Origin of the sequence: Gilvimarinus polysaccharolyticus (assembly GCF_001187555.1) — a bacterium.
Lineage (GTDB): Bacteria > Pseudomonadota > Gammaproteobacteria > Pseudomonadales > Cellvibrionaceae > Gilvimarinus > Gilvimarinus polysaccharolyticus.
This window is the reverse complement of sequence record NZ_LFIJ01000002.1, coordinates 910,739-934,438: the sequence shown is the minus strand read 5'-3', so window position 1 is coordinate 934,438 and position 23,700 is coordinate 910,739. Positions and strand designations below refer to the sequence as shown.

General features: G+C 49.3%; 21 protein-coding genes. 7 read left to right on the top strand and 14 right to left on the bottom strand.

The genetic code is table 11. From position 1 onward, the window contains the following. Window positions 1–570 precede the first annotated feature (570 nt). The 7 genes from GILYN3_RS12660 to GILYN3_RS12630 all read right to left on the bottom strand — a co-directional run bounded on the left by GILYN3_RS12660 (window position 571) and on the right by GILYN3_RS12630 (window position 9,482). Window positions 571–1,002: a hypothetical protein gene (locus GILYN3_RS12660; protein WP_157484933.1), complete on the bottom strand. Its 432-nt coding sequence runs from the start codon at window positions 1,000–1,002 to the stop codon at window positions 571–573. A gap of 252 nt (window positions 1,003–1,254) precedes the next feature. Then, a complete protein-coding gene (locus GILYN3_RS12655; protein ID WP_157484932.1) occupies window positions 1,255–1,812 on the bottom strand; it encodes a DUF3592 domain-containing protein in 558 nt (185 codons plus the stop codon). Between the two features lie 252 nt (window positions 1,813–2,064). Continuing rightward, entirely contained in the window at window positions 2,065–2,655 is a 591-nt protein-coding gene (locus GILYN3_RS12650; protein WP_049723327.1) for a GNAT family N-acetyltransferase, read from the bottom strand. Window positions 2,656–2,826: 171 nt separating this feature from the next. Beyond that, a complete protein-coding gene (locus GILYN3_RS12645; RefSeq protein WP_049723326.1) occupies window positions 2,827–3,477 on the bottom strand; it encodes an MAE_28990/MAE_18760 family HEPN-like nuclease in 651 nt (216 codons plus the stop codon). Further along, window positions 3,464–4,570, bottom strand: coding sequence for a DUF262 domain-containing protein (locus tag GILYN3_RS12640; RefSeq protein ID WP_049723325.1), 1,107 nt, complete (start codon window positions 4,568–4,570; stop codon window positions 3,464–3,466). The genes GILYN3_RS12645 and GILYN3_RS12640 overlap by 14 nt, the downstream gene beginning before the upstream one ends. Window positions 4,571–4,632: 62 nt before the next feature. Continuing rightward, complete coding sequence (locus tag GILYN3_RS12635) at window positions 4,633–5,406, bottom strand: hypothetical protein (protein WP_049723324.1); 774 nt, start codon at window positions 5,404–5,406, stop codon at window positions 4,633–4,635. Window positions 5,407–6,305: 899 nt separating this feature from the next. After that, window positions 6,306–9,482 carry a hypothetical protein gene (locus GILYN3_RS12630; protein ID WP_049723323.1) on the bottom strand — a complete coding sequence of 1,059 codons (3,177 nt, stop codon included), beginning with the start codon at window positions 9,480–9,482 and terminating at the stop codon, window positions 6,306–6,308. A gap of 344 nt (window positions 9,483–9,826) precedes the next feature. Between GILYN3_RS12630 and GILYN3_RS12625 the strand changes: the two genes are divergently transcribed. Together GILYN3_RS12625 and GILYN3_RS12620 are read left to right on the top strand one after the other, a co-directional pair. Continuing rightward, entirely contained in the window at window positions 9,827–10,369 is a 543-nt protein-coding gene (locus GILYN3_RS12625) for a cytochrome b (RefSeq protein ID WP_049723322.1), read from the top strand. Between the two features lie 21 nt (window positions 10,370–10,390). Continuing rightward, a complete protein-coding gene (locus GILYN3_RS12620) occupies window positions 10,391–11,428 on the top strand; it encodes a Gfo/Idh/MocA family oxidoreductase (RefSeq protein WP_049723321.1) in 1,038 nt (345 codons plus the stop codon). A 19-nt stretch (window positions 11,429–11,447) separates the two neighbouring features. Here GILYN3_RS12620 and arsB read toward each other — a convergent pair whose 3' ends face one another. The 4 genes from arsB to GILYN3_RS12600 all read right to left on the bottom strand — a co-directional run bounded on the left by arsB (window position 11,448) and on the right by GILYN3_RS12600 (window position 14,062). Beyond that, window positions 11,448–12,458: an ACR3 family arsenite efflux transporter gene (arsB, locus tag GILYN3_RS12615; protein ID WP_049723320.1), complete on the bottom strand. Its 1,011-nt coding sequence runs from the start codon at window positions 12,456–12,458 to the stop codon at window positions 11,448–11,450. Window positions 12,459–12,467: 9 nt separating this feature from the next. Further along, window positions 12,468–13,172, bottom strand: a complete 705-nt coding sequence (gene arsH, locus GILYN3_RS12610; protein WP_049723319.1) for an arsenical resistance protein ArsH — start codon at window positions 13,170–13,172, stop codon at window positions 12,468–12,470. Beyond that, window positions 13,169–13,648, bottom strand: a complete 480-nt coding sequence (locus tag GILYN3_RS12605) for an arsenate reductase ArsC (RefSeq protein ID WP_049723318.1) — start codon at window positions 13,646–13,648, stop codon at window positions 13,169–13,171. Before GILYN3_RS12605 ends, arsH begins: the two co-directional genes overlap by 4 nt. A gap of 78 nt (window positions 13,649–13,726) precedes the next feature. Beyond that, window positions 13,727–14,062, bottom strand: coding sequence for a metalloregulator ArsR/SmtB family transcription factor (locus GILYN3_RS12600; RefSeq protein ID WP_049723317.1), 336 nt, complete (start codon window positions 14,060–14,062; stop codon window positions 13,727–13,729). Between the two features lie 141 nt (window positions 14,063–14,203). Here GILYN3_RS12600 and GILYN3_RS12595 point away from each other — a divergent pair, with 141 nt between their 5' ends. Further along, window positions 14,204–14,587 (top strand): SpoIIAA family protein, encoded by a 384-nt coding sequence (locus GILYN3_RS12595; RefSeq protein WP_049723316.1) that lies wholly within the window; start codon window positions 14,204–14,206, stop codon window positions 14,585–14,587. A gap of 109 nt (window positions 14,588–14,696) precedes the next feature. Here GILYN3_RS12595 and GILYN3_RS12590 read toward each other — a convergent pair whose 3' ends face one another. Further along, entirely contained in the window at window positions 14,697–15,338 is a 642-nt protein-coding gene (locus tag GILYN3_RS12590) for a DUF922 domain-containing protein (protein ID WP_049723315.1), read from the bottom strand. 135 nt (window positions 15,339–15,473) lie between these two features. On the opposite strand from GILYN3_RS12590, the gene tsaA reads away from it, so the two are divergent. After that, complete coding sequence (tsaA, locus tag GILYN3_RS12585; protein ID WP_049723314.1) at window positions 15,474–16,184, top strand: tRNA (N6-threonylcarbamoyladenosine(37)-N6)-methyltransferase TrmO; 711 nt, start codon at window positions 15,474–15,476, stop codon at window positions 16,182–16,184. Window positions 16,185–16,321: 137 nt separating this feature from the next. Continuing rightward, on the top strand, window positions 16,322–17,551 hold the full coding sequence (gene serA / locus GILYN3_RS12580; RefSeq protein ID WP_049723313.1) for a phosphoglycerate dehydrogenase: 1,230 nt from the start codon (window positions 16,322–16,324) through the stop codon (window positions 17,549–17,551). Window positions 17,552–17,643: 92 nt separating this feature from the next. Here the strand turns inward: serA and GILYN3_RS12575 are convergent, their stop codons facing one another. Both GILYN3_RS12575 and GILYN3_RS12570 read right to left on the bottom strand, forming a co-directional pair. Further along, entirely contained in the window at window positions 17,644–19,470 is a 1,827-nt protein-coding gene (locus GILYN3_RS12575) for a hypothetical protein (protein WP_049723312.1), read from the bottom strand. A 73-nt stretch (window positions 19,471–19,543) separates the two neighbouring features. Continuing rightward, window positions 19,544–20,797 (bottom strand): TonB family protein, encoded by a 1,254-nt coding sequence (locus tag GILYN3_RS12570; RefSeq protein WP_049723311.1) that lies wholly within the window; start codon window positions 20,795–20,797, stop codon window positions 19,544–19,546. Window positions 20,798–20,973: 176 nt separating this feature from the next. On the opposite strand from GILYN3_RS12570, the gene GILYN3_RS12565 reads away from it, so the two are divergent. Further along, entirely contained in the window at window positions 20,974–22,983 is a 2,010-nt protein-coding gene (locus GILYN3_RS12565; RefSeq protein ID WP_049723310.1) for a protein-disulfide reductase DsbD family protein, read from the top strand. A gap of 20 nt (window positions 22,984–23,003) precedes the next feature. Then, the gene (locus GILYN3_RS12560) at window positions 23,004–23,618 is read left to right on the top strand and encodes a thioredoxin family protein (RefSeq protein WP_049723309.1); all 615 of its coding nucleotides are present in this window, start codon (window positions 23,004–23,006) and stop codon (window positions 23,616–23,618) included. The last annotated feature ends 82 nt before the right edge of the window (window positions 23,619–23,700 follow it).

Below are 23,700 nucleotides of genomic sequence, written 5' to 3'. Positions count from 1 at the left end.
GTGCGAATCTTTGGCCGCCAACCTTTTGTTTATGTCTAGGCTGCTCAATGCTCGGTAAAAAATGACAAATGGCCCAGAGACAAGAGCAACCGAAGAAAAGTGGAAAATACTGATCATAAAGCCTGGGAGATGATTCAAGGTGACTTCAAAATAAAACCAAACAATATAGCCCGCGCCCCAAACTACCCCTAACCCACATATTAATTTATAAGCCAAAGCGCCTAGCTTTGAAAAACGGCTAAGGCTATAAGTGGCAGCGCACAAGGTTAGAGACAGCAGCAACCCGATAAAGAATATTATTTCTCCAGACCGAGTCCAGTCACCCATTAGCCCTGCTACCGACGCTATAAATAGAATACCCGACCACAAGTAGGATACTTTTATAAAGCTACTAAATTTACTACTCACAAAAATCCTTATTCCCACTTCTATAAAAACATACTAAAACTACTAATAACAGTTTTCTCGACACTCAGTTAAGCGGGGGCACTGGGAGCAGATAGTACATTTGACATCTACATTTCCAGCTCTAGTACATGTGATGAATTGCGGTGCCAGTCTCGACACTTATTAACCTTCAGGGTATGCGCATAATACAATTGATATATCTAAATCCGCAGTACTTTTTAATATTGGAGGATCTAAAAAAATATTCATATTTATACTATCAGCACTAAACCACCCGACGAAATATTCAATAGCACCACCGGTAGTACGTATGTCATTGAAAAGGGCTTTATGTTTATTAAATTCAATATTTTTAATAGCAATGAATTCTTCAAATAATATCTCATCCGCATCAATCCTTTTCCCTTCACAGAGATCAAAACTCCAGTACATTTCTTCGTATGAACCACCAAGTAACCGACCATTCTTGGTCATTCTTAAGTCACCTACATCATGTGAAGTTTCTGGCTGAAGAGATAAATACTCACTTATAGCCTTCACTTCCATTTTAGGGTGAGAAATATTTAATGAAACACAAAATTTGTAATCTGGCACTGACTATTCCTAGAAACATAATGGCATTCGGGTCAGACCTTAGGGTTTAAATTCTAGAGTCTTTTCGCGCGTGTAAATTGTAAGGCCTGACCCCGACACTCATATTCTTTTCTTTCAGAATTTGCGACATGTGATTTGTAAGGCCTGACCCCAACATCTTGTGAATTGTAAGGCCTGACCCCAATATCTTCCGAAAATTAGAAAAATTTATATCTTTCTTACCATTAACAGCTAAAACAAACTACGAATACACTATTGCCACACGATCACACCAAGCACTGTCAACATAGACGTCAAGAACAAAATCAATGAAATTGTTAGCATCCCAAGTTGATCTCTAGTCACTCCTGGCCTCAGGTACGCGACATTAGGGTTATTAGGGTCAACCAAAACCTTATTTCCGTATTTTCCCGAGCGAACCTCGTCGATATACCTGCTGGCCTGCTTGGCATTAGGAAAGTTGTTCGTCAAATTTAAATTTATTTTATCTGAGGTTCGGCGATACAACTTACCACCAAACTCATATTCTAATGTAAAGTGAGATTCATAGTGATCAAAATGCCCCGTACCTTTTGGCGAAGCAATAAAGATTACCTTCGACTCAAAAAGCCTATATTCTACCTTGCACCATTGATAGCTATTTAACGACTTGCATATCGCTCTCAAATTATAAAAAATCCCCCAAGCACCTAACACCATCACCAAAATGCACAACATGCCTGTATATACCCAGTTCGTGTAGGCATATGCCAACGCACCCGTTGCAGCAACCGACCCGATTAGCACTAGTAATATATAGCTACGCCACACTTAAATGCTCCCTTCTGCGTTTTTCTCACAAACTGCGGGGTCAGGCCTTACATTCTACATTTACGCTTCGAGACTCTAGGACATGTGAATTGTAAGGCCTGACCCCAATATCTCCTTTGTGAATTATAAGGCCTGCCCCTGTAGTTTATAACGGGCTAAGGCCTTTTAGTTGTGATGCCGCCTTGCTATTTCTTACCCCATTAAAAATGGATAGTAAAGAATCATAAACCAAAGAATAGGCCCATTGCTTTGTTAGCTGTATGTCGACAACTTAAATTTTAAGCTTTCTTTTACACAAAGCCACTCGGCATTAATAATTGAAAATACTACCGTATCTCGATAACCACCGTTAGGCAGTTGCTGGTGGTTTCGTAGCACACCGTCTTGTTTTGCTCCTAGCCTTGCTATTGCGGCTCTTGATGCATGATTATGCCAACTTGTTCTTAACTCAACAGCAATGCTGCCTAAAATTTCAAAAGCATAGGTCAAAAGTAATAATTTACATTCTGTATTACAGGAGGTTCGCTGGAAGCTTTTACTGTACCAAGTGTAGCCAATTTCAACTCGCTGATTAACTGGATCGGCATTACAAAAACGGGTAGAGCCAATAACCCGACCACTCGATTTTTCCACAACAACAAATGGCAAAGCTAAACCTTTAGATTTTTGCTCTAGAGCACTAGCAATGTAACTATTGATATTTTCTTTATTTGGTACTGAGGTGAACCAAAGCTCCCAGAGATCACCGTCAGCTGAAGCCTCAACTAAAGCACCGGAATGCTCGTTAGTTAACGGGATCAATTTTATTGTTTCTGATTCAAGCTCTACATCTTTAAGCCACATTCCACTCTCCATGTACTTCTTATTCTGATAAATACAGCTAACGATACTTAGAGTTTAAATTCTAGAGTATTTTCGCATGTGTAAATTGTAAGGCCTGACCCCGACACTTCCGCTTCGAGACTCTAGGGCATGTGAATTGTAAGGCCTGACCCCAATATCTTTTCTTAATCTCTATGCTGCTTTGTACGATTCTGTAACGCATGAATTCTCTAAAAGGTTTTTGAACGTAGCCATTAACCCTATAACCTCATCAACCATTTCAAAGAAGTCTTTAATATCTATCTCTATTGCTTCTCCATGTGCCACATGGTTTCTTCTGCCCACAAGCTTTAAATCTATGAGCTTTTCTTTAGCTTCAAAAAGTTCATAATCTAAACCCAAGCACCACATAATTTCTTTAAGAACATTAGTCGAAAGGTTGGATTGGGTGTCAACGACATTTTTTACAGGGATTCGAGCTCTGGTTGTTTGATTTTCAATGATATATCTAGTTACCTCACCAAATGCAGAATATTTATTAGATTCACTAGCTCTATCTATTTTCCCTCTAACAAGGAGGGTTACAAAATTGCCTTGTAACTCAGAAATATTATGTCTTTGTGCCGCCACATACTCCAAGAAGTATGTGCCTGATTTTTTTACAAAGCCCTCCCAGTGAGCATAAAGCAAGGCGATTCCTGACCTGCAAAGAACTCTCTTTCTTAACTCAGAGATTGTAGGCTCTTCAATTAGATTTTTTAATTCAGAGATTTCACGTAATCGCCAAACGTGATCCTGACTGACTTTATCAACCAAGTTCTCTTTGGTTCTAATTGCGGACATCAAAAACCTCCCGTCCGAACGGAAGGATTCTAGGTAGTCTTCTAGTCGCAGTTATCCCAGAGCCAGACCAGCTGGTATACCTCTCATCACTCCAAATACTTGCTGCTGTCTTGGTAATGTTTGTCATGCCATTTGTATTGGCCAAGTTGTAGCCCACGCCATAAGCAACAACTTCGAATTGAGACAACAAAAACCCACCTGTAAATTTTTTCTTAGGAACACTGTATCGTTTGAATGATTCGTCTGACAACTCATGTTGAAGCAAGTCAAAAGTCTGTTTGAATAGTTTTTCCCACATTACCTTGTCGAAGGCATCATCAACAGCTATTGCTCTCATTTTTTCAGTGATAAATATTCCTACATCGCCTAACTGATGCAGCTCTTTCTCTTCAATTAGTGTGAAAATTATAAAACGAAGAGCTAGTTCAAGGTCATACGACTCTTTCAACGGGCGGTCGCTGAGAGAAATGCATTCTTGGAAAGGATCATAAGATGCCAAGCTTTGAAGCCACGTGTAAAAATCTTTATTTAACATGACCAAAATACAGTTTCGCACTTCCTGTGGGCTTAAATCTGACCCGCCAGTATTTAAGCGTTGGAAAAGATCATATTTCGCTGTTTCATCACTTTCTTTCAGGATTATGCTTACATTTATCTTTGATCGTTTAATAATTAACCGAAGCTCTTGACTAAATGAATTGTCTTCATCTTCGGGGTTATTCCACTTTTTTCCTTCTAAGCTAGGCAAATATTTTGTGCCTGTAAGAACTAAAGGGTCGATATTGTTCTGGTTCTCATCTTTCAGAACACCCATAAACTGATAAATTGTTGATAAACGCTGCAAGCCATCAACGACATCCCATATCCCATCTTTTCTTTGGCTGACAAAGACAGGGGGGATTGGAATCCCTAGTAGAATAGATTCTATAAGATTCGTTTTTTGAATATCACCCCAGCGATAAAAGCGCTGAAATTCAGGATGAATATCAATCTCTTTACTCTCATATAAAGAAGCCCACTCACTGATAGACATTGCATAACCATCCGTGCGAATTTCTTTACGTTTTTCATTTACTTCGTCTAATAGTGACATTCTATTTCCTTTAATTATCTCTCGTTGTAAGTGGTGCCTAACGCCTCAAACAGGGGCGCGCGTTAGCGCGTCCCGGCCGCAGGCCCTTGCTGTTTTGATTTGTTAGGCTTTTCCATTTTGACAATTGCATGACCTTTGAACTCAGATTTCAGTAACTCGTGTAGTTCCTCTATTAATTTCTCTGTATCTGAAACAATAAAATCTACAAACTCGATTAGCTGATCTGTAAGATCTTTCATAGTCTCCGTTAGGCGATGACCAAGTGCAGCATTGATCTGATTGAGAGTGACATCTTGACCATTTTGAAAGCCTGCCTTGTCAGCGACAGGTTGCACATAATTAAAATGAACTTCTGACCTTTGGTTGATTAAATTAACAGTTGATTCAACCTCTGCCTGAGTTGAAGATAACTCATTAAGCATGTTTGGGTTTTTTGACTTAAATAGAAAAGACAGAGATTCATAATCTAATTCCAACCCACAGACCATTTCACCAATTATTGGCCTGATTGCGACAAACCTAGCGGGATGCTCTCTGAACGGGTCTATTGCCTGCCGTTGAATGCTAATAAACCTGTTGTGGCAACGCATTAGAGCGAAGATAGCTGTATTTCCTGCATCAACTTTCTCCTCAACTCTTTTCTCCAACTCCTTTCGTCTTTGGAGCAAATATGCTGCCCAAGCACCTGCAAAAGCAGCAACTAGCGTTACCACAGAAGGCAGATAGTCTTTAAATTGAATGTCCGTAATTTTAGCAATTAGGCCTAGAAATATGCCAACGCAGAAAGACAGAATTGCTATTACTATTCGTCTTTCGTTTTCACCGGGAAATATCACTGAACTCTCCTAGAAGCCTAACAGCTAATTCATACGACTCAATCGGATTTTCGCCAGGCACCCTATCCCCAGTAAAAACTGGATGAAGTTAGATATGGAAGTCGTTGAATACAGAGGGAGAATAGGCATATTTTGACAGCTCCTTGTCTGGGGAAAGTGCGACTAAGATTAATTTAGGGTTTAATTTAATCTTTTTTTTCTACCGCGCAAGCTCTACTAACTTATTGAATTGTTTAGAAAATATTATTCTTAAACATCACATCCACACACAACACTCATGGGCTTTCCTTGAGTGTTCATCATCCGATCTGGGCACTCAGATTCACAGCCACCTACGAAGCACCGCTTTTAAACACCCCGTAGATACAGCCGAATGGAAGCCTATTTTTGGGGGTAAGCGCACAGGGACAAGGTGAATGGCGCGGAGCGACAGAGAGGGCAGCCTGGGCTGCGTTTGCGCAAGCATCGCCACGCCATGGAGAAGGTGAATGCCGAAGGCAGAGAGGCCGGCCTGGGCCGCGGCCTGTCGATGCGGCCCTCTAAAATTTGCAGGAATGAGGGGTGAGATCTAGCGTTTACAAAGCGCTGCTTTGTGTGTAATCGAACGACAGTAAGCTGTGCTTACTGGCCGGACGCTTAGCGACGAAGGGCCGGGCGCCGGGGTGGGCTTTGACGTGCATGGATGCACTAATGCCGCGAGCGCAAGGAAGCGCAGGAGCGACGGAGTTAGTTTACTTTGCCCAAACAAAAGAAAAGTAACTCGCCACGCCCGGCGACTCGGGCATACAAAAAGCCCGCCTCGGCGGCACTCCACAGCGTCCATAAATAAGTTAACTTCTCTACAAAGCTCCAACCACACGAACCTCAATCATGCTCTCAACCCAAACACACTTGAGCCGTTACGGCTCAACCACCCCCCTAGCGGTATTAATCCTAAACTTCCACTGTTTAAAAATAGTCCCCTCAAGATTCAAACGGCTTGCCAAATAATGCAAACGCCGGGTGGCCTCGCCGTTGGGCGCTAAATCAAAACGCTGCTTTAACCAATACGGCGGTATCGCTTGGTAATACATAGTTGCTTCTACCGTAAGCGGTTTGCCCCGGTACTGCGCGGGTAAGTCGATACGGTACTGCAGCGAATCTTTACCGATAAAACCTGCGCCTTGATCTTGGTAATCAGGATCGGTGCCCACAAAGTGTGGGTCTGTCGCCTCCATAAATTGAGTCATCACCTCGCCTTGTGGCTCAAAGAACGATGAGTCGCGCCAACCGTCGGGCAGCAAACGGTTATCTTTAACGGTGTGCACGCGGTGAATAAAGCTGGTGGTAAACTCCTGGGCTTTATTGCGGTTTAGCTCTTCGTAAATTTGTACCTGTTTATCGCTGGTAATAACCTGATGATGCGCTTGGTAACAGCCGGCGGGTTGGTTATTCGGGTGGCCGCAATCGCCATTGGGTAAAAACTCTGTGGTTAAAGGCTGGCCCGAGTGATCGACGATAACACCGGCATCATTGGTGCGCCCCGAACTCCAAATAAGATTGTCGCCGTCTTTTACTAACAGCTCGATAAAGCCACGCCGAAACGCCACGCCGCTGGGGAAACGGTGCCCCGTTTTATTTTTTGTTGTTACATCGACCACTAAGGTGTTTTCTGCAAAACGGATTTTATCGATGCTCATGTCGACGGTACTGTCCCGCGCCTGCAGCTTCATGCTCTCTAGCGCCAAATCAACCCCGGCCTCGGATGCGCCGGTCATATAACTTTTGGGGGCGACTCCCAGTATTGGCTCAAACTGTTTAAACATGCTTAACAAAAAGGCGTTTAACCCCACGTGGGTGTGGCGCTTGTACTCTTTGCGAAACGGCACGGCAATTTCGTCGGCCGCTAAACCGTGGTCGGCGTCTGGGTAGTTGCTGTCTTCGATGGTGGCGATTTTGCTAATCAGCTCTTCAATCGAAATGTCGTCGCTGGCAAAGCTTGAGGGCATATGACAATCCTGACAGCTCTGAGCGGTATCGCCTTGGGCGAAGGCGCTGTTTTGCCATTCTAAAAAGGTTGCTTGCTCAATAGAGTGTGGGTACTCGGCAAACGCCGGGTTAACTTCGGCGGCCTGCAGTACTGGCAAGCTGGTATCGCTAGAGCCAATATTGGGCAGATTAATGGTGTGGCAAGTACCGCACAATTCCGACTTTTTAATAAAGTCGTTTTTGCTGGGCGTTATATTTAACGCATGCTCCATTGGCTTTTGCGCTACATCGAAGGGGCCGTTGAGTGTGCCGGCATCGCTGCTATCAAAACGCCCGGTGGAGTTATGAAACAACAAGTACGCCAGCTCTTTATCTGCCACGCCCGAGCTGACCCAACCGGTGGGCGGGTTCCAGCTTGATACGGCTTGCGCGTCTGGCCCATCAATACTGTGACACACCATGCAGCTGATGCCTTCGCGAGCGAGCGCGCCGTATTGATGATATTGCTGCTCCTCTTGGCTGGGCTTTTCGGCCGAGGATAGCTGCTCGGTATAATAAAAATAATCGGTTTTAAAGTTTTTATCTAAGCTCTCGTTGTTGTGCGCGTCTAGGGTTAGTTGCCGCTGGCCCATGGCGCCGTGACAGCTCAGGCAGGTGTTATTTACGGCCTGCTTGGTTTCTTTTAACGGGCCTTTTAAGCCAGATGCTTCTGGGTGTTTGGCGTTTTCATCCAAAATTGCCATTTCGCTTTCTAGCTGAGCGTGAAAAATAGGGTCGCGACCCGCCAAACCCATAGGCGACCAGCGCCACTCGCCGTATTCCGAGATATCAAAACCATCGCCATACTCGGGGCCGGTGGCAACAAACATGGTGGTGCCAAAGGTGTCGGCGCTTAAGCCACCGTGGCAACCAAGGCAATTATCCGAGGTGACATACTCTTGCGGCTTACCGCTTTTTTGCACCACATGATCTAACCACTGCTGGGGAAACTTTTTAATCTGATCGGCTTTTAACTTAGGAATTTGCGGGAACGCCTGCAGAAAAGACTGGTTGATGTAAGCCTCGTTACTCGGGGTTTCTGCGGCTTGAGACTTGGCGTGAGCGGCCGCATCCAGTTGGGCATCGCGGTCGTGCTCGTTAAACGAGGCATTAACAGCCGCGCCTCTCACACGCTGCTGGGTAGACCAAGGCAATTGCGCCAGCGGAATATCGAATATGGTTTTTAATTCTGGATCGTCCAGCAGCAACGATAGCGGATACTTAGCAAAGTGGCTGGCAGTGCGCCAAGAGTTGTCGTCAAGAAACCGCAACGGATCACCCTTAGCCTCAAAGCCCTTAATGTTGCGCAGGCTGGCAAAGGTGAGCTCATTTTCGGCCGAGGCATGGCAGCGCAGACAGGGCATGCCAAAACCGGACAGGCGAACGCCATTGGTCGCCACGTAGGAGTTTTCCCGGTTGTTGTTTTCGCGGGTATCCAGCTGCGCTTTAACCGCCTCTTTTTGGCTTTGTAATTTGCCGTCTACCAAGGTGGGCGCCGAGACACTGGCCCAAAACCAACCATCACTTGAAGCGTTGGCGTCTTTCACCATCACCGTCCAGTCCGCAAGCTGTTGCAGCCGCAGCGACTCGGACTCATCCGCGCTTTTAAGACGGCGTATATCGCGGTAGATTTGCGCCGGCGCGCCGTACATCTCTTTAATAATCATCGCGCCATCGGGGATATCACCGGCAATACCTTGCTCGCGGTTGAGCAACCACGCCATCATGTTAGGTGAGTAATAAATCAGCACCGCTGGGTGGGTGCCATGGTACTGGCCATCCACAAACGGGCCGGTATCGCGCACTTCTTTGTCGTGGCACCAACCTAAAGCGGCGTATTCGCGGTTTATCACCCAAGGGTAAAGGGTTTGCTCGTAGTCGACTAACGGAACGGAGCCTGGCAAGGGCAAAGAGGCAGAGGCCGAATTGGGGCTTATCGCGCAATCGAGCGATTGCAGATCAACAGCGATTGCCTCGCCGGCAATGCTTTTTGCGGTAACCGCCGGCGACACCACAACAGCCAGCAGCATAGGGGCAACTAATTTTGCCAAAAAGGTACGAGCAACCATCACAACGACTCCTTGTTATCGGTCAAACTCCCGATTAGTCCTAAACTGAGATTTATCAAGTGTAATACATAAAACCGCCAAAAGCTTAAAATGTGATCGGGCATCATTTGATAGGGCTGGCCGCGCATGGCCAACGGCTTTATGCTCCCGATAGGGCGCCCCCGTAACCGCCCAATAGATTGCCTGAGCGCGGCCCACTACACAGGCTTAATTCGCGCTATAGTATGGCCTGATGCACTACTTAGCCGACCGGCTTATGCTCTGGCAAGGTTAATGATGGCCACACTACATTCTAAAAAAATTTAAATTAACAAGCACAACAGCCCAAAATGCAGGAGACGCACATGCTAAAAAATTCACAACAGCGCTACGGCTCGGTAGCCATTGCTTTTCATTGGTTGATGTTAGTACTTTTAATTGGCGTGTACGCTTGTGTGTTTTTACACGAAGAGTTTCCACGCGGCAGTGATATACGCGATGCACTAAAAACTTGGCACTTTATGCTGGGGCTTAGCGTATTAGCCTTGGTGACACTTCGCCTAGTTTGGCGCCTAGTCAATGTTCAACCCGCCATTACCCCAGCCGTACCCCGCTGGCAACACTGGCTGGCCAGCGCCGTACATTGGCTGCTGTACGGCTTTATGATTACTATGCCGGTAGCCGGCTGGCTAATGTTAAGCGCCGCCGACCGGCCAATTCCGTTTTGGGGTTTAGAGCTGCCGCATTTAATCGAGCCCGACAAAGCCTTAAGCAAAACCATTAAAGAGGCTCACGAGTTGGCCGGCACAATATTTTATTGGGTTATCGGCCTGCACGCGCTTGCCGCGCTTGTGCACCACTACATTATTAAAGACAACACCCTAAAACGTATGTTGGGCAAGTCGTAAGATCATTAGGGCGGCAATTACATGAGCCAAATTTTTAATGTGGCGCTAGCCTCATACGGTATGTCGGGGCAGGTTTTTCATGCCCCACTTATTGCTGCTTGCCCTCACTTAAAGCTCGCCAGTGTGGTGCAACGCAGCGGTAAGAGCGCGCAAGAGCAATACCCAGATGTACACGTAGTTACCGACTTACAGCAAGTACTAAACGACCCAACGATTCACATTGTGGTGGTCAACACCCCCAACGCACTGCATTACCCTATGGCCCGCGATGCGCTGCGCGCGGGCAAACACGTGGTGCTTGAAAAACCCTTCAGCTGCACCCTGGATGAAGGCCGCAAGCTAATAGCGCTGGCCGAACAACAAGGGCTTATGCTAACGGTGTTTCACAATCGCCGTTTGCAATCGGGTTACTTAACCGCGCAAAAATTATTGCACGATAAAACTCTAGGTAAGCTCAATACCTTTGCCACTAGCATCGACCGTTTTAGACCCGCGCCCGGCGCTAAAAAGTGGAAAGAAGAGCCGGGCCCAGGTGCGGGGTTACTGTACGATTTAGGCTCGCACTTAATTGATGAATGTTTAATGCTGTTTGGCTTGCCCAGCTCGGTATACGCCGACCTGCGCATTGAGCGCGATGGCGCACGCAGCTGCGATTACTTTGATATACGGCTAGATTACCCAAGCCACAAATGTGTACTTAAAGCCAGTATGTTGGCCCGTGAGCCAGCACCGGCGTATGTTATGCATGGCGACCAAGGCTCTTACATTAAAACTGTGGCCGATGTACAAGAGAGCCGTCTAGCGGCCGGTACAATTCCCGCGCACAACGACTGGGCCGCCGAAGAGCCTCATCAATGGGGGTTTATTCACCTTGAGCAAGGCCGAACCAGCTACCCCACCGTGAGCGGTAATTACTCGTATTTTTACGATAACGTTTACCGCCACTTAACCATCGGCGAAGCGCTTTTAGTCCAGCCCGAGCAAGCTCTAGTGGTGGTGGGTATGATCGATGTTTTAGAGCGCAGCGCACGCGAGCGCGCCTGCATTGAGCTTGCCTAAGCAAGCTCAAATAAATGCATTAAAACCAGTGCCGGGTGCGATTAGTAAACGCCACCAGTGACAACATAACCGGCACCTCGACCAACACCCCCACGACGGTAGCGAGCGCCGCCCCCGAGTGCAGACCAAATAGCGAGATGGCCACCGCCACAGCCAACTCAAAAAAGTTTGAAGTGGCAATCATACAGGCCGGTGCGGCAATATCGTGGCTTAAGCGCCAGCGTTTTGCCCACCAGTAAGCCAAGGCAAAAATACCGTAGGTTTGCAGCAGCAAGGGAATGGCAATCATCACAATGGCCATAGGTTGCGCCAATATACGTGGCGCCTGAAAACCAAACAGCAACACCACCGTGGCGATCAAACCAATAATAGATAGCGGCTTAACCTGCGCCAAGAAACTCGCCAGAGCCGCCTCGTTGTGACGGAATATACCGTAGCGTGTTAACACCCCCACCATTAGCGGCAGTAATACATACAGCACCACCGATGCCAACAGCGTTTGCCACGGCACCTCGATATCGGTAACGCCCAGCAACAAACCGGCAATAGGCGCAAACGCGATCACCATAATGACGTCGTTAACCGACACTTGTACCAACGTATAAGTCGCGTTGCCACGGGTCAGCTGACTCCAGACAAACACCATGGCGGTGCAAGGCGCCACCCCCAGTAAAATCATGCCGGCGATATACTCTTCGGCAGTGGCCGGATCGACCCAGGGCGCAAACACGTATTTAAAAAACAGCACACCCAACGCGGCCATAGTGAAGGGCTTAATGGCCCAGTTAATTAACAGCGTTAAGGCCAAGCCTTTGGGATTGGCGCCCACTTGTTTGATCGAGGCAAAATCCACTTGCGCCATCATGGGGTAAATCATCAACCAAATTAAAATAGCCACCGGCACATTAACCCCGGCCCACTCCCAAGCGGCAACCACCGTGAACACATCAGGCAGTGTGCTGCCGAGTGCCACACCGGCGATAATTGCCAGCCCCACCCACAGAGATAACCATCGCTCGAACATACCCATAGCTTGCTCCTATATGTTTTTTTGATTAACCCGCGCGCTGAGTTCAGCCGCCGACTCTACCCGCTCTGAATAGCGATCCACCAAGTAAGCCTCGCGCCCCTGTACCAAATAAGTGAACTTCATCAGCTCCTCTACCACATCGACAATGCGCTGATAATAAGCCGAGGGCTTCATGCGGCCGTCATCGTCAAATTCCAAAAACGCTTTAGCCACCGACGATTGATTGGGGATCGTCAGCATTCGCATCCAGCGGCCCAGCACGCGCAATTGATTGACCGCATTAAACGATTGCGAGCCACCACACACCTGCATCACCGCCAGCGTTTTACCTTGGGTGGGGCGCACGGCACCAATACTCAGTGGGATCCAATCTATTTGCGCTTTCATTATGCCGCTCATAGCACCATGGCGCTCGGGCGAGCACCACACCATGCCGTCACACCAACTGGCTAACTCACGCAACTCGGCAACTTTGGGATGATCGGCCTCAGCACCATCGGGCAAGGGCAAACCCGCAGGGTTATAAATGTGCGTCTCGGCGCCATAGGCGGTCAACAAACGTGCCGCCTCCTCAACCACTAACCGGCTGTACGAGCGCTCACGCAGTGAACCGTACAACAATAAAATTTTGGGGGGCCGCGCATTTGGGTTGCCCAAACGGGCGGCGTCTATTTCGGCAAAAGCCTCGGGGTTAATATTGGGCAAGTCACTCATGCTGGCACCTGCTCGGCCACGCGGGTTGCTAAAGCTTGCAACTCGGCCGCTGACATTGATTCGAGCGGCTCATCCAGCATGCGCTCAATACGCCGAGTTATGAGCTGGTACACATTATCAAAGGCAGCGGTAACGGCGGCTGGGCCACCGTCGGTGTGTGACGGGTCGGGTAGCCCCCAGTGAGCTTTGGCGGTATCGCCCATCCACAGCGGGCAGCTCTCCCCTGCCGCGCGATCACAAACGGTAATGACCAAATCTGGGGCAAAGCTCTCAAACTCATCCATACCTTGGCTGCTTAAGCCATCGGTCGCGATGCCCTTGGTGGTTAAATAATCGAGAGTTAGCGGGTGAATACGCCCGGCTGGGGCGCTGCCGGCACTGGCGCTTTGTAAGCGTCCGGCACCCAGTTTGCGAGCAACAATTTCGGCCAATACGCTACGGCAAGCGTTATGAGTGCAAACAAATAAAATTTTCATGTCATATTCCTTAATATATATGAAATATCATATATTTACAGTTAAAAATAATGGCTGCGGGTTCAGCCAAAGATTAAGCTATGGGCAGCACGAAGGCCGATCAGCCATGCGCTTTAAACGCGCCAACGGCTCACGTAACCACGCTTTATTGCCAGCCAGAGTTTGCCCCAGTACTTGCGTGGCCCAATCCGGCACTGTGTGAGCCAAACGATAAAACACCCACTGACCTCGTTTACTGCTGTGCAACAAACCGCACTCACGCAATTGCGCTAGGTGCCGTGATACTTTGGGCTGACTTACGTCAGTCGCCGTCGTGAGCTCACACACACATAACTCGCCCAACTGCTTTATTAGCAGCAGGCACTGCAACCGAGTGGGCTCTGCCAAACATTTGTAAAAACTCACGGGATCCATTGCAAACCTCATTACATCAGGCGCCATAGTACATATGATTTACCATATATACAACACCATAAACGCCCCTGCCATAGTGCGCATTAGCGGCTATACTGGTTTGTACTCGAGCGTTGCAACCATTCGTTATAGGAGCGCAGCATGAACAGGCACGGCTTTCATATTGGCATTGAGCGGATCGATAATTATTTTTTTCTATCGCTAAAAGTATCGGGCAAACTCACCCACGAAGATTACCAAAAAATTACCCCCTTACTAGACAATGCTCTAGCAGGATTGGAAGACCCCGACTTGATGGCCTATGTCGATATTCGCGAGTTAGAGGGCTGGGAGTTGCGCGCCGCGTGGGATGATTTTAAATTAGGCGCCAAGCACCGCAAAGCATTTAAACGGGTCGCCATTGTTGGCGATCAACGTTGGATCGATGTCGCGAGCAAAGTGGGCGGCTGGTTTATCGCCGGCAAAATGGAACACTTTGACGACCCCGCCGCCGCACTCGCATGGCTTAGCGTGGATCAGAACTAAAAATTTGAACGATAACCTCTAAGGTTTTTCGGACGGCAAAATTTAGTCTTTGACACTGGCATAAACCCCTCGTACTGACTCGATCAATACGAGGGGTTTTATTAATAGGTTATTCGTCCGCTGCCGGTTCTTGCGCCAACGGCTCTTTAGATTCAGCAACCTCAGATGCAGCAAAACTCACACCTTGCTCTGCGCCATAACGAGTTTTCTCATCAAAGGCGATTGCTTTTTCTCGATGCTCCCGCTCGATCTCTACCGCCATGGCTTGCGCCTGATCGCGCGCGCTATCGCAATCACTGCTCGGCTCCATATACGTTAGCCTTATATCAATTTTATTGGCCGCTTGAATCGCAATAATATAATGGCCAATTTGATGCCGCTGCAGGGCCTCGGCGTAGCGATTAAATTCGGCCTGTAACGCCTCATCGCGGTAGCCCAGCTCGGGCAAATAAATCAGAGCGTCTAAGTTGATATCGATATCGGTGATTTTACAGCCGCCATCGGCCAACGCCTCGGTACTAAAACGCCAATCCAGCTTCCAGCGAGTATCACCGTGCAGCTTGCGGCCATCGCGCTCGATGGGTGTGGCATTATCCAGCTGCGTTTTTAATGGCAGCCCGATGCCGGATTCATCAAGCTCATAATACGTGTAATCAATGATCTCACTCACCTCGGCCCAAGCGCTTGCACTGATACTAAACAACCCCGCAACAGCGTAACGAATCGACTTCGACATAACGCACTTCAGCATAAAGCTCTCCTTTATCAACACCACCAAACGGGCGATTTACACCTTAGCGCCAGTATACACAACCCAGTAAGGCCACCTGTAAGACGCGGCACAATCGGGTACTATGCAAACTTTATTCAGCAACAGATACGCGTCATGTTTGAGTTTGAGCCTATCGGAGTCGTGCGCTCCTGTTTTACCGACAAGTTTGGCATTCCACGCCAAAGCGGCTTGGCACCTGCGGCCAGCGCAACGGTTGAATTTCATTCGCCTTATAATGACGCTCAGGCATTTGTGGGCTTAGAGGGGTGCTCGCACCTATGGTTGCAGTTTGTGTTTCACGCCAACCGCGCCACTGGGTTTCGTCCACGAGTGCGCCCGCCACGTTTGGGCGGTAATAAAACCTTGGGGGTTTTTGCCACCCGCTCACCGGTACGGCCCAACCCTATTGGTTTATCGGTGGTCAAGCTCGATGCAGTGATCATTACCGGCGCCACCGCCACGCTGGCCATCAGCGGCCACGACTTGCTGGATGGAACGCCCATTTTAGACGTAAAGCCCTATGTGCCCTACACCGATTCACTGCCCAATGCCGTCAACCCAGTAGCTCCCGAGGCCCCCGTAACCCTTGCCGTAAGCTTTAGCGCCAATGCTGTTAGCCAGTGCCAGCAACACAGCCTGCGGTTAAACACCGAGCTTGCCACACTGCTTCGCCAACTATTGGCGCAAGATCCGCGGCCCCAATACCAAACCCCAGACCCTGCGCGCAGCTATGCCATGGCACTGTTTGATCTTGATGTGCAGTGGCATTACCGCCCACTGAGCACGGGGTTTGCCATAGAGGTGAGCGATATTCGCCTGCGTTAAATACCCATATTGTGCCGTGGCCGCTGGCCCAGAGGGTTGATATTTATGCTATCATTCGCGCCTCTGACGGCGGCGCCGGCCAGAGCAACCATCCCCCTTTCATTCTCTGGCAACGCGTAAGTTGAGGTCTTTGTTTTATGGGCAAGAAGTCACTGGATAAGAGCAAAATTAAGTTCTTACTACTAGAAGGCGTGCATCAGTCCGCCATCGAAACACTGCACGCGGCAGGCTACCAAAACATCGACTACCTAAAAACCGCACTGTCAGAAGACGATTTGATCGAGCGCATTAAAGACGCTCATTTTGTCGGCCTGCGCTCGCGCACCCAACTAACTCGTCGCGTGCTGGATAATGCCCCCAAGCTTATCGCCGCTGGCTGCTTCTGCATCGGCACCAACCAGGTTGATTTACAGGCCGCCCAAGAGCACGGCGTCGCCGTCTTTAACGCGCCTTACTCCAACACTCGTTCGGTAGCCGAATTGGTGATCGCCGAGGCGATCTTGATGATGCGCGGCATCCCCGAGAAGAACCTCGTCTGTCATCGTGGTGGCTGGTTAAAGTCGGCCGTTGGCTCTTACGAGATTCGCGGTAAAACCTTAGGCTTGATCGGCTACGGCTCGATCGGCAGCCAAACCAGCGTACTGGCCGAGTCGCTGGGCATGAAAGTTAAATTTTACGACGTTGTCGCCAAGCTACCACTAGGCAACGCCACGCAAGTTCGCTCGTTAGATGAACTGCTGCAAACAGCCGACATTATTAGTTTGCATGTCCCCGAAACTGGCGCCACTAAAGACATGATCGGCGAGCGCGAATTGGGGCTAATGAAAAAAGGCGCTTATTTAATTAACGCCTCGCGTGGCACCGTGATCGATATTGACGCCTTGGCCGCCGCGGTCAAAAATAAGCATATTGCCGGCGCCGCCATTGATGTGTTCCCGATTGAGCCTAAAGGCTCTGACGATGAGTTTATCAGCCCATTGCGCGGCCTTGATAACGTCATCCTCACTCCGCATATTGGTGGCTCGACAGCCGAAGCACAAGAAAACATTGGCGTTGAAGTTGCCGAGAAGTTAGTGCGCTACTCCGATAACGGCACCACGACCACTTCGGTCAATTTCCCCGAGGTGGCGCTGCCCGAGCACCCGCACGCCCATCGTTTACTGCATGTACACGCTAACGTACCGGGCGTACTGTCGGCGATTAACCAGGTGTTCTCCAACAACAACATCAATATATCGTCGCAATACCTACAAACGAACGACAAAGTGGGTTACGTGGTGCTGGATGTTCACTCGCCTTACAGTGAAACAGCATTAGATGAGCTGCGTAATATTGAAGGCACCATTCGCTGCCGGGTACTGTTTTAATAACGCTACTTTTTATTAGGCCTCTGACGCTAGATCGTTTAAATAAATAGTTTTAAACGATCTAGCTCGCCCCCAACAACTCTGTGCTGTCATTATTGCTGCAGTAATTCATCCAGTGAAACCGACAGGCGCGAAAATTCATTATCGATACTCGAACCGGCTTCGTGTAACAACGCAAACCGCTGCTGCGTCTCATCCAATATATTTTTGTATACTGCATGTATCTCGTCATCTAAGCCCAATCCCGGCAACAACTCTTCAAGTTCGCCCAGAAAAGATGCCACAATATTTTTAACTTCTTCGGTTTGATACGCGTACTGAATATCAATATTAGCAACCCCAGTACGTATTTGGTCGGCTAACAATGACACTTTTCTCTTTTGCCCCGCTAATTTTTTACGCACTAAATGTTGCTGCAACTGCAGTTTAACCAGTGTATGCATTACCTCTAAAACATGCGTCAACTCTTTAAAATCAAAATCGACCAGTGCCTCTTCGGGGATAAACACCTGCAAACAAGGTCGCGAAAAAAATAGCCCTTCGGTATTGCGCTCTTGAAAGCTAGAGCCGGAGATATCAGCTAGCTTTTTTCGCAGCAATGCATTATCTAAATTGGCCGAGCCGCTAAAATCCGTCTTGCCAGCAAAAGTTATCCCTATCATATAAGGTAAATTTAATTGCGCAAAAGTATCGGCCACCTCTGCCAACACCTCATCTGGATTGGTATTTTCAACCACTTTCTTCGAAAAATCTAACAACACTTCGGCCAGCACTATGCCGTCATCCGGCTGCAAGTTGGCATTTTTTTCTGCCTCGGCCTCACTCTGCTCAAGGGCTTCTTGCAAATAAGCCACCTCGCTTTCCAAAGTAGCAATGCAGCTTTCGCACTCATTTAACATTCGCTCTAACGATTTTGTCTGTTCGTTTTTATCACTCGACTTATCATTAAGTGAATGTCGTAGCTCGTTTAGCTCTTGGTATAAGTTAGTAATGGTATTACGTTGTCGATGGTTATTGCCTCGCAGGCTTTCTATTACTGTCAGCTTGTCTAGCTCTGAGTTTTGGTGCAATGATTGGTGTAATTTTGCTAGATTTTTATCGTAATCTGTCACGCCGGCTTTTAGCTCATCTACCTGTTCGTGCACACCCTCGCGAGTTTGATAGATCGTTTTATGCGGTTCACTGTTTATATGGCCATGCATATCATCAACTAATTGGCGCTGATTCTCATGGGCTTCGTTTAAGCCTATTGTGGCGTTATTACTGTGCGCCGTTGCACCTTCATCAATACTAGGAGCACCGGCCTCGGCCAGTATTGCGCGATATTTTTGATAGTACTGACGCAGTCTTTTAAGCTCATCATCGTAGCGCTGGTTTTGCCCACGCAGATCGGCGTTGCTTTTTTCAACGTTTTTTAAGGCTTTCATGCGCTCGCGCAGCAGTGAGATTTTATCCGCGTCGTGAGCCTCTAATGGTTTGCCACTACTGACGATAATACTGACCAGCTTGGACAACGCTTTCTCTAGCAGTTGCCAGCGCTCATGCTCTGTATGTGAACTTTCGGCTTGCTGCTCAGCCTGTAGGTAGTGATAGCGGATCGAGGCAATGCGTGCGCTAAAGGGATCGTCAACGCTGTAATCACCCAAGGTTTTCTGAGCAAAGGCTTGATAACGAGCCAGCGCATCGGCCTCTAGGGTGGGCCAATCGATTCGCACCGCCGATGACGGGTCAGTAGCAGAGTGTTCCGCCGATGCGCTATCGCCTTGATCCACCTCGCGCTTGAGCGTGGCATAGACGCTAAGCAGCCGCCGGTAACGGCGGCGTACACGCCACAGCAGCAGTCCCAGAAAAATGGCGGCAATAACGGCAACCACCAGAACCTGCGCTAAGATAAGCAGCAAAGTGCTGTTATTAGCCATAATTTACTCAGATTGGGTATTACATAGCCTGAGTATAGACCAGCTCCTCTATAGCTACCTACCCAAACCGCTATTAAGAATGCTCCAACATAAAGGTAATGGGAAAGACAAACTCAAAATGTTCGGTCATTAAGCCTGCGGGAATCGCCGGGTAAGGGGCCGCGTTTTCTATGGCGCGACGCACCGCATCATCCAGCTGTTTATAGCCCGACTCCAACAGCGGCTGCACTTCAAGCACTGCTCCTTTGCTGCCCAACACCACCGCCATCCGCACACTGCCCGTTTGCTGCAACTTCATGGCGCGGCGTGGGTATTTGATCTCTGCGTGGGTCAGCGCCACCAGCTGCGCGGTGTAATCTTGTAATAGCTCAAGCGATTGCACCGAAAAATCGGGTAAATCCTCTTCTGGCTCTGGGCTTGCACTGAGCGCCATGCTTTGGCTCGCCTCAGCCAATAGCGGGTTAGAGGCTATCGAGGCTACGCCTAACTCCACCGCCTCATCTTCAAGCTCGGACTCTATGGCAAGAGGGTTTGCCGCAACAGGTGTGGGCGGCGCAGGCTTAGCGGCATCGGCTACAGGCTCGGGTATTGCCGCAATGCTTAACTGCCGCTCGGCTTGCTCGCTGGCAACACTAGATGCCGCTTGCGTCGGAACCGTTGATACAGACTGCTGCGCCGGAGCCTGAATAGGCTCAGCCGTATTCGCAACCACTGGAGCTGGGTTTTGCCATTGCTCCACCAAGCTCAAACGATCTTCTGCCGTTGATAGCTGGATATAACGCACGATATCCCCTGGTGCCGAGTTACCCAGCAAGGCATGCTTGAATTCTCGGCTGGGCGGCACCGAACCAATCCAAGTCGCCAACAACAAATTAAAAAAGTTAGGGTCGGTTATATTCACTAGAGGCTGCTGGTTAAGGTAAACATTGACGCCGCCGCCATCGGTGCGCTCACTAATGGCGAGAATATCCCCCGCCCGCAAGCTTCCTTTAAAGGCATTAAAAAATGTCGCCAATGATTTACCACTGGCGCGCTGCGCCGCAACTGAGTTATTAATAGCGATGCTCTGTAAAAACAAACGCGACAGCTTACCTGCCGTCATCTGATCGGCGACAAAACGAATTTCCATCGACCGCGAACCGTACTGCGCAATCGCCTGTTGCGCACTGGTGGCAGGCTCAGCCAAATACAGGCCGGCCAAAAACAGTTCGCGCTGTAACTCTATATATGGGGCAACCCCGTCCGGTGCGGCGGCGGCCCGATGCGTAAGCAGTGTAAGCATTAGCGCAGCAATCAGCGCACTACAACGAAAAACGGTGCGTTTCATACTTTTTCCTATCGTCGGCTGGTAAAGTCAATCATTCGCCGCAAGGCCTCAAACGAGATCCTGCAGGGTGACGTGTTGTTTTTGATTTTTTGCGGTAGGTTATCGTGATTGATAGCTGTTATCGTTTTATGACAGCACAGCTTTTATAACTAAATGTTTTTATTTGGGTGAACCTCATGATCCGTCGCTGGTTAAAACCTGTAATGCTATTCGCACTGCTGCTAGGTGTGGCGTGTCAATCGGCAGGCGCCACCACCGAGGCTTCGGGCGATCACGTTAAGGTGCGCTTACTCGTACCCAGTCAATTTGCCTCAGACCAAAGTACAACCGTCGGCTTTTACTTTGAGGTCGATCCGCACTGGCATGTGTACTGGCAAAATGCTGGCGACTCGGGCGCTGCACCGCGCTTTGATATCACCAGCAAAGGCGCTCACAGCGGCGCCATCAAATGGCCGTTTCCGACACGATTGAACATCGAGCACTTAACCAATCTCGGCTACCAAGGCAATGTCGCTTATTTATTTGAGATCACCCCAGAGGCGGGCGCAAGCACCGTTGAGCTGGAAGTAAACCTTGAGTGGCTGGTGTGCAAAGTCGACTGTATTCCGGGTTTTGGTCAAATCAAGGGGGCATGGCCAGTAGCCGATACCACACAATGGGCCGAGCCCGATAAAGCGTTACTTGATACTTTTAACGCGCGGGTACCACAGGCGGGGGCCAATAGCCCTTGGCAACCTAACTCCCTGACAGCGACGACTGACAGCGCTAGCCTAAGCATCACCGGCAAAGGCGTCGCGCCAGAGGTGTTTCCGTTAAATGGCGATTGGCTTGGCGCCCAGCAACCCCGCGTGAGCCAAACCAACTCGGGTTATACGCTGCGCTTTGTCACCCAGCCCGGTGTTAGCGCACCAAAAACGAGTGGTTTTGTCATCGCCCAAGAGGGCCGCGCTTGGCAGTTTGACAGTGTCCCACTCAACCCCGTAGCGCCCCCGACAACAGCTGCCGGCAACTCGGCGCTGTGGCTTCTGTTACTGGCGGCTTTCGCCGGCGGCGTTATTCTCAATTTAATGCCCTGCGTGTTTCCGGTGTTGTCCATCAAAGTGTTTAGCCTGATGCAACCGGGAGTAAGCCGCGCCGAGCGGATACGCGAAGGCTTACTGTACAGCGCCGGAGTACTGACAACGTTTACCTTACTGGGCGCACTGTTGCTCATACTACGCGCAGGCGGCAGCGCTATCGGCTGGGGTTTTCAACTGCAATCGGCGCCGGTGGTATTGGCGCTGGCAGTATTATTTTGGCTTATGGCATTATCGTTTAGCGGCGTGTTTGAGTTTGGCCACCGCCTCATGAACTTGGCCGGTGGCTCGCGCGGCGGCGCCTTTGCCACCGGCGTGCTGGCAGTATTTATCGCCGCGCCCTGCACTGGGCCTTTTATGGGTGCCGCATTAGGCGCGGCCGCGGTATTACCCACGCTGCAAGCGCTGGCGATATTTATTGGGCTTGGCGCAGGCTTAGCCGCACCTTTTTTACTGCTAAGCGCATCACCTGCATTGCTTAAACGCTTACCCAAACCCGGCCCATGGATGGACACCTTGCGGCAGTTGTTTGCGTTTCCGTTGTACGCCACAGTGATTTGGTTGTTATGGGTACTGGGTAAACTGGTGGGTGACATCGGCTGGGTGCTCGGCACCTCACTGTTGCTTGCCCTGGCCTTTACGTTATGGCTGGCGCGCGATGCTGGCCGTATTCGATCATTACTGGCCATCGTCATCGCCCTTGTCGCTATTGTTACCGCAGGCACAGCGATTATGCAGGCCGAAGCACCCGCGCCACAAACCACCAGTGAACTATGGCAAAGCTACGATAAAACCGCTATTGCCGAGGCCCGCGCACAAGGCCGAGCCGTGTTTATTGATTACACCGCCGCCTGGTGCATTACCTGCCAAGTGAATAAAAAGCTGGTGTTAGAAACCGATCACACCCGCGCATTATTTACGCGGCATAATGTCCTGGCGATACGCGCCGACTGGACTCGCTTTGATCCAGAAATTACCGCAGCGTTAGAGGCACTTGGGCGCAACTCGCTACCCGTTTACGCCTGGTATCCTGCGGGTGCCCAGCAGGCGCAACTGTTGCCGCAGCTGCTGCAAGAGCGCATGATCAACAAGCTGTTTGATAGTGAATAAGCTAACCTTGGAGACCCAATATGAGCATTCGTAACCCGATCCGCCCGCTGTTATTTGCCGCTGCATTGGCTTTGCCCAGCTTTAGTTTTGCAGTCGCCACCCCCGGCGAGCCTGCACCAAGTTTTTCTGAAATCGACGCGGCGGGCAACATGCACTCGCTGGCCGATTATAAAGGTGAGTGGTTAGTGTTGGAGTGGTTTAATAAAGACTGCCCCTACGTGCGCAAACATTACGGCAGCGGCAATATGCAAGCACTGCAAAAAAAATACACCGAGCAAGACGTTAACTGGCTAACCGTTATTTCATCGGCCAAAGGCAAGCAGGGCTACCTAGAGCCGACTGAAGCCATAACCGAAGCGAGCAGTCACACGCTAAACGCCAGTGCCGCCTTTTTGTTAGATCCCGACGGCAATATGGGTCGCGACTATGGCGCCAAAACGACGCCCCATATGTTTGTCATTAACCCTGAAGGCAAAATCGTTTACGCCGGAGCAATCGACGATAACGACTCGGCCAACCCGGCGGTGATTCCCGACTCGCACAACTACTTAGTCGCGGCACTCGATTCGGCAATGGCTGGCCAGCCTGTCGCCGCGCCGGCCACCCGCGCCTATGGTTGTAGTGTTAAGTATTAGGCACCTCCCCAAGCCGTCATTATTTCTTGCACTGCTTGGGGTCACATTTCTCAATTAATAATACACTGAAAAAATATCGCGG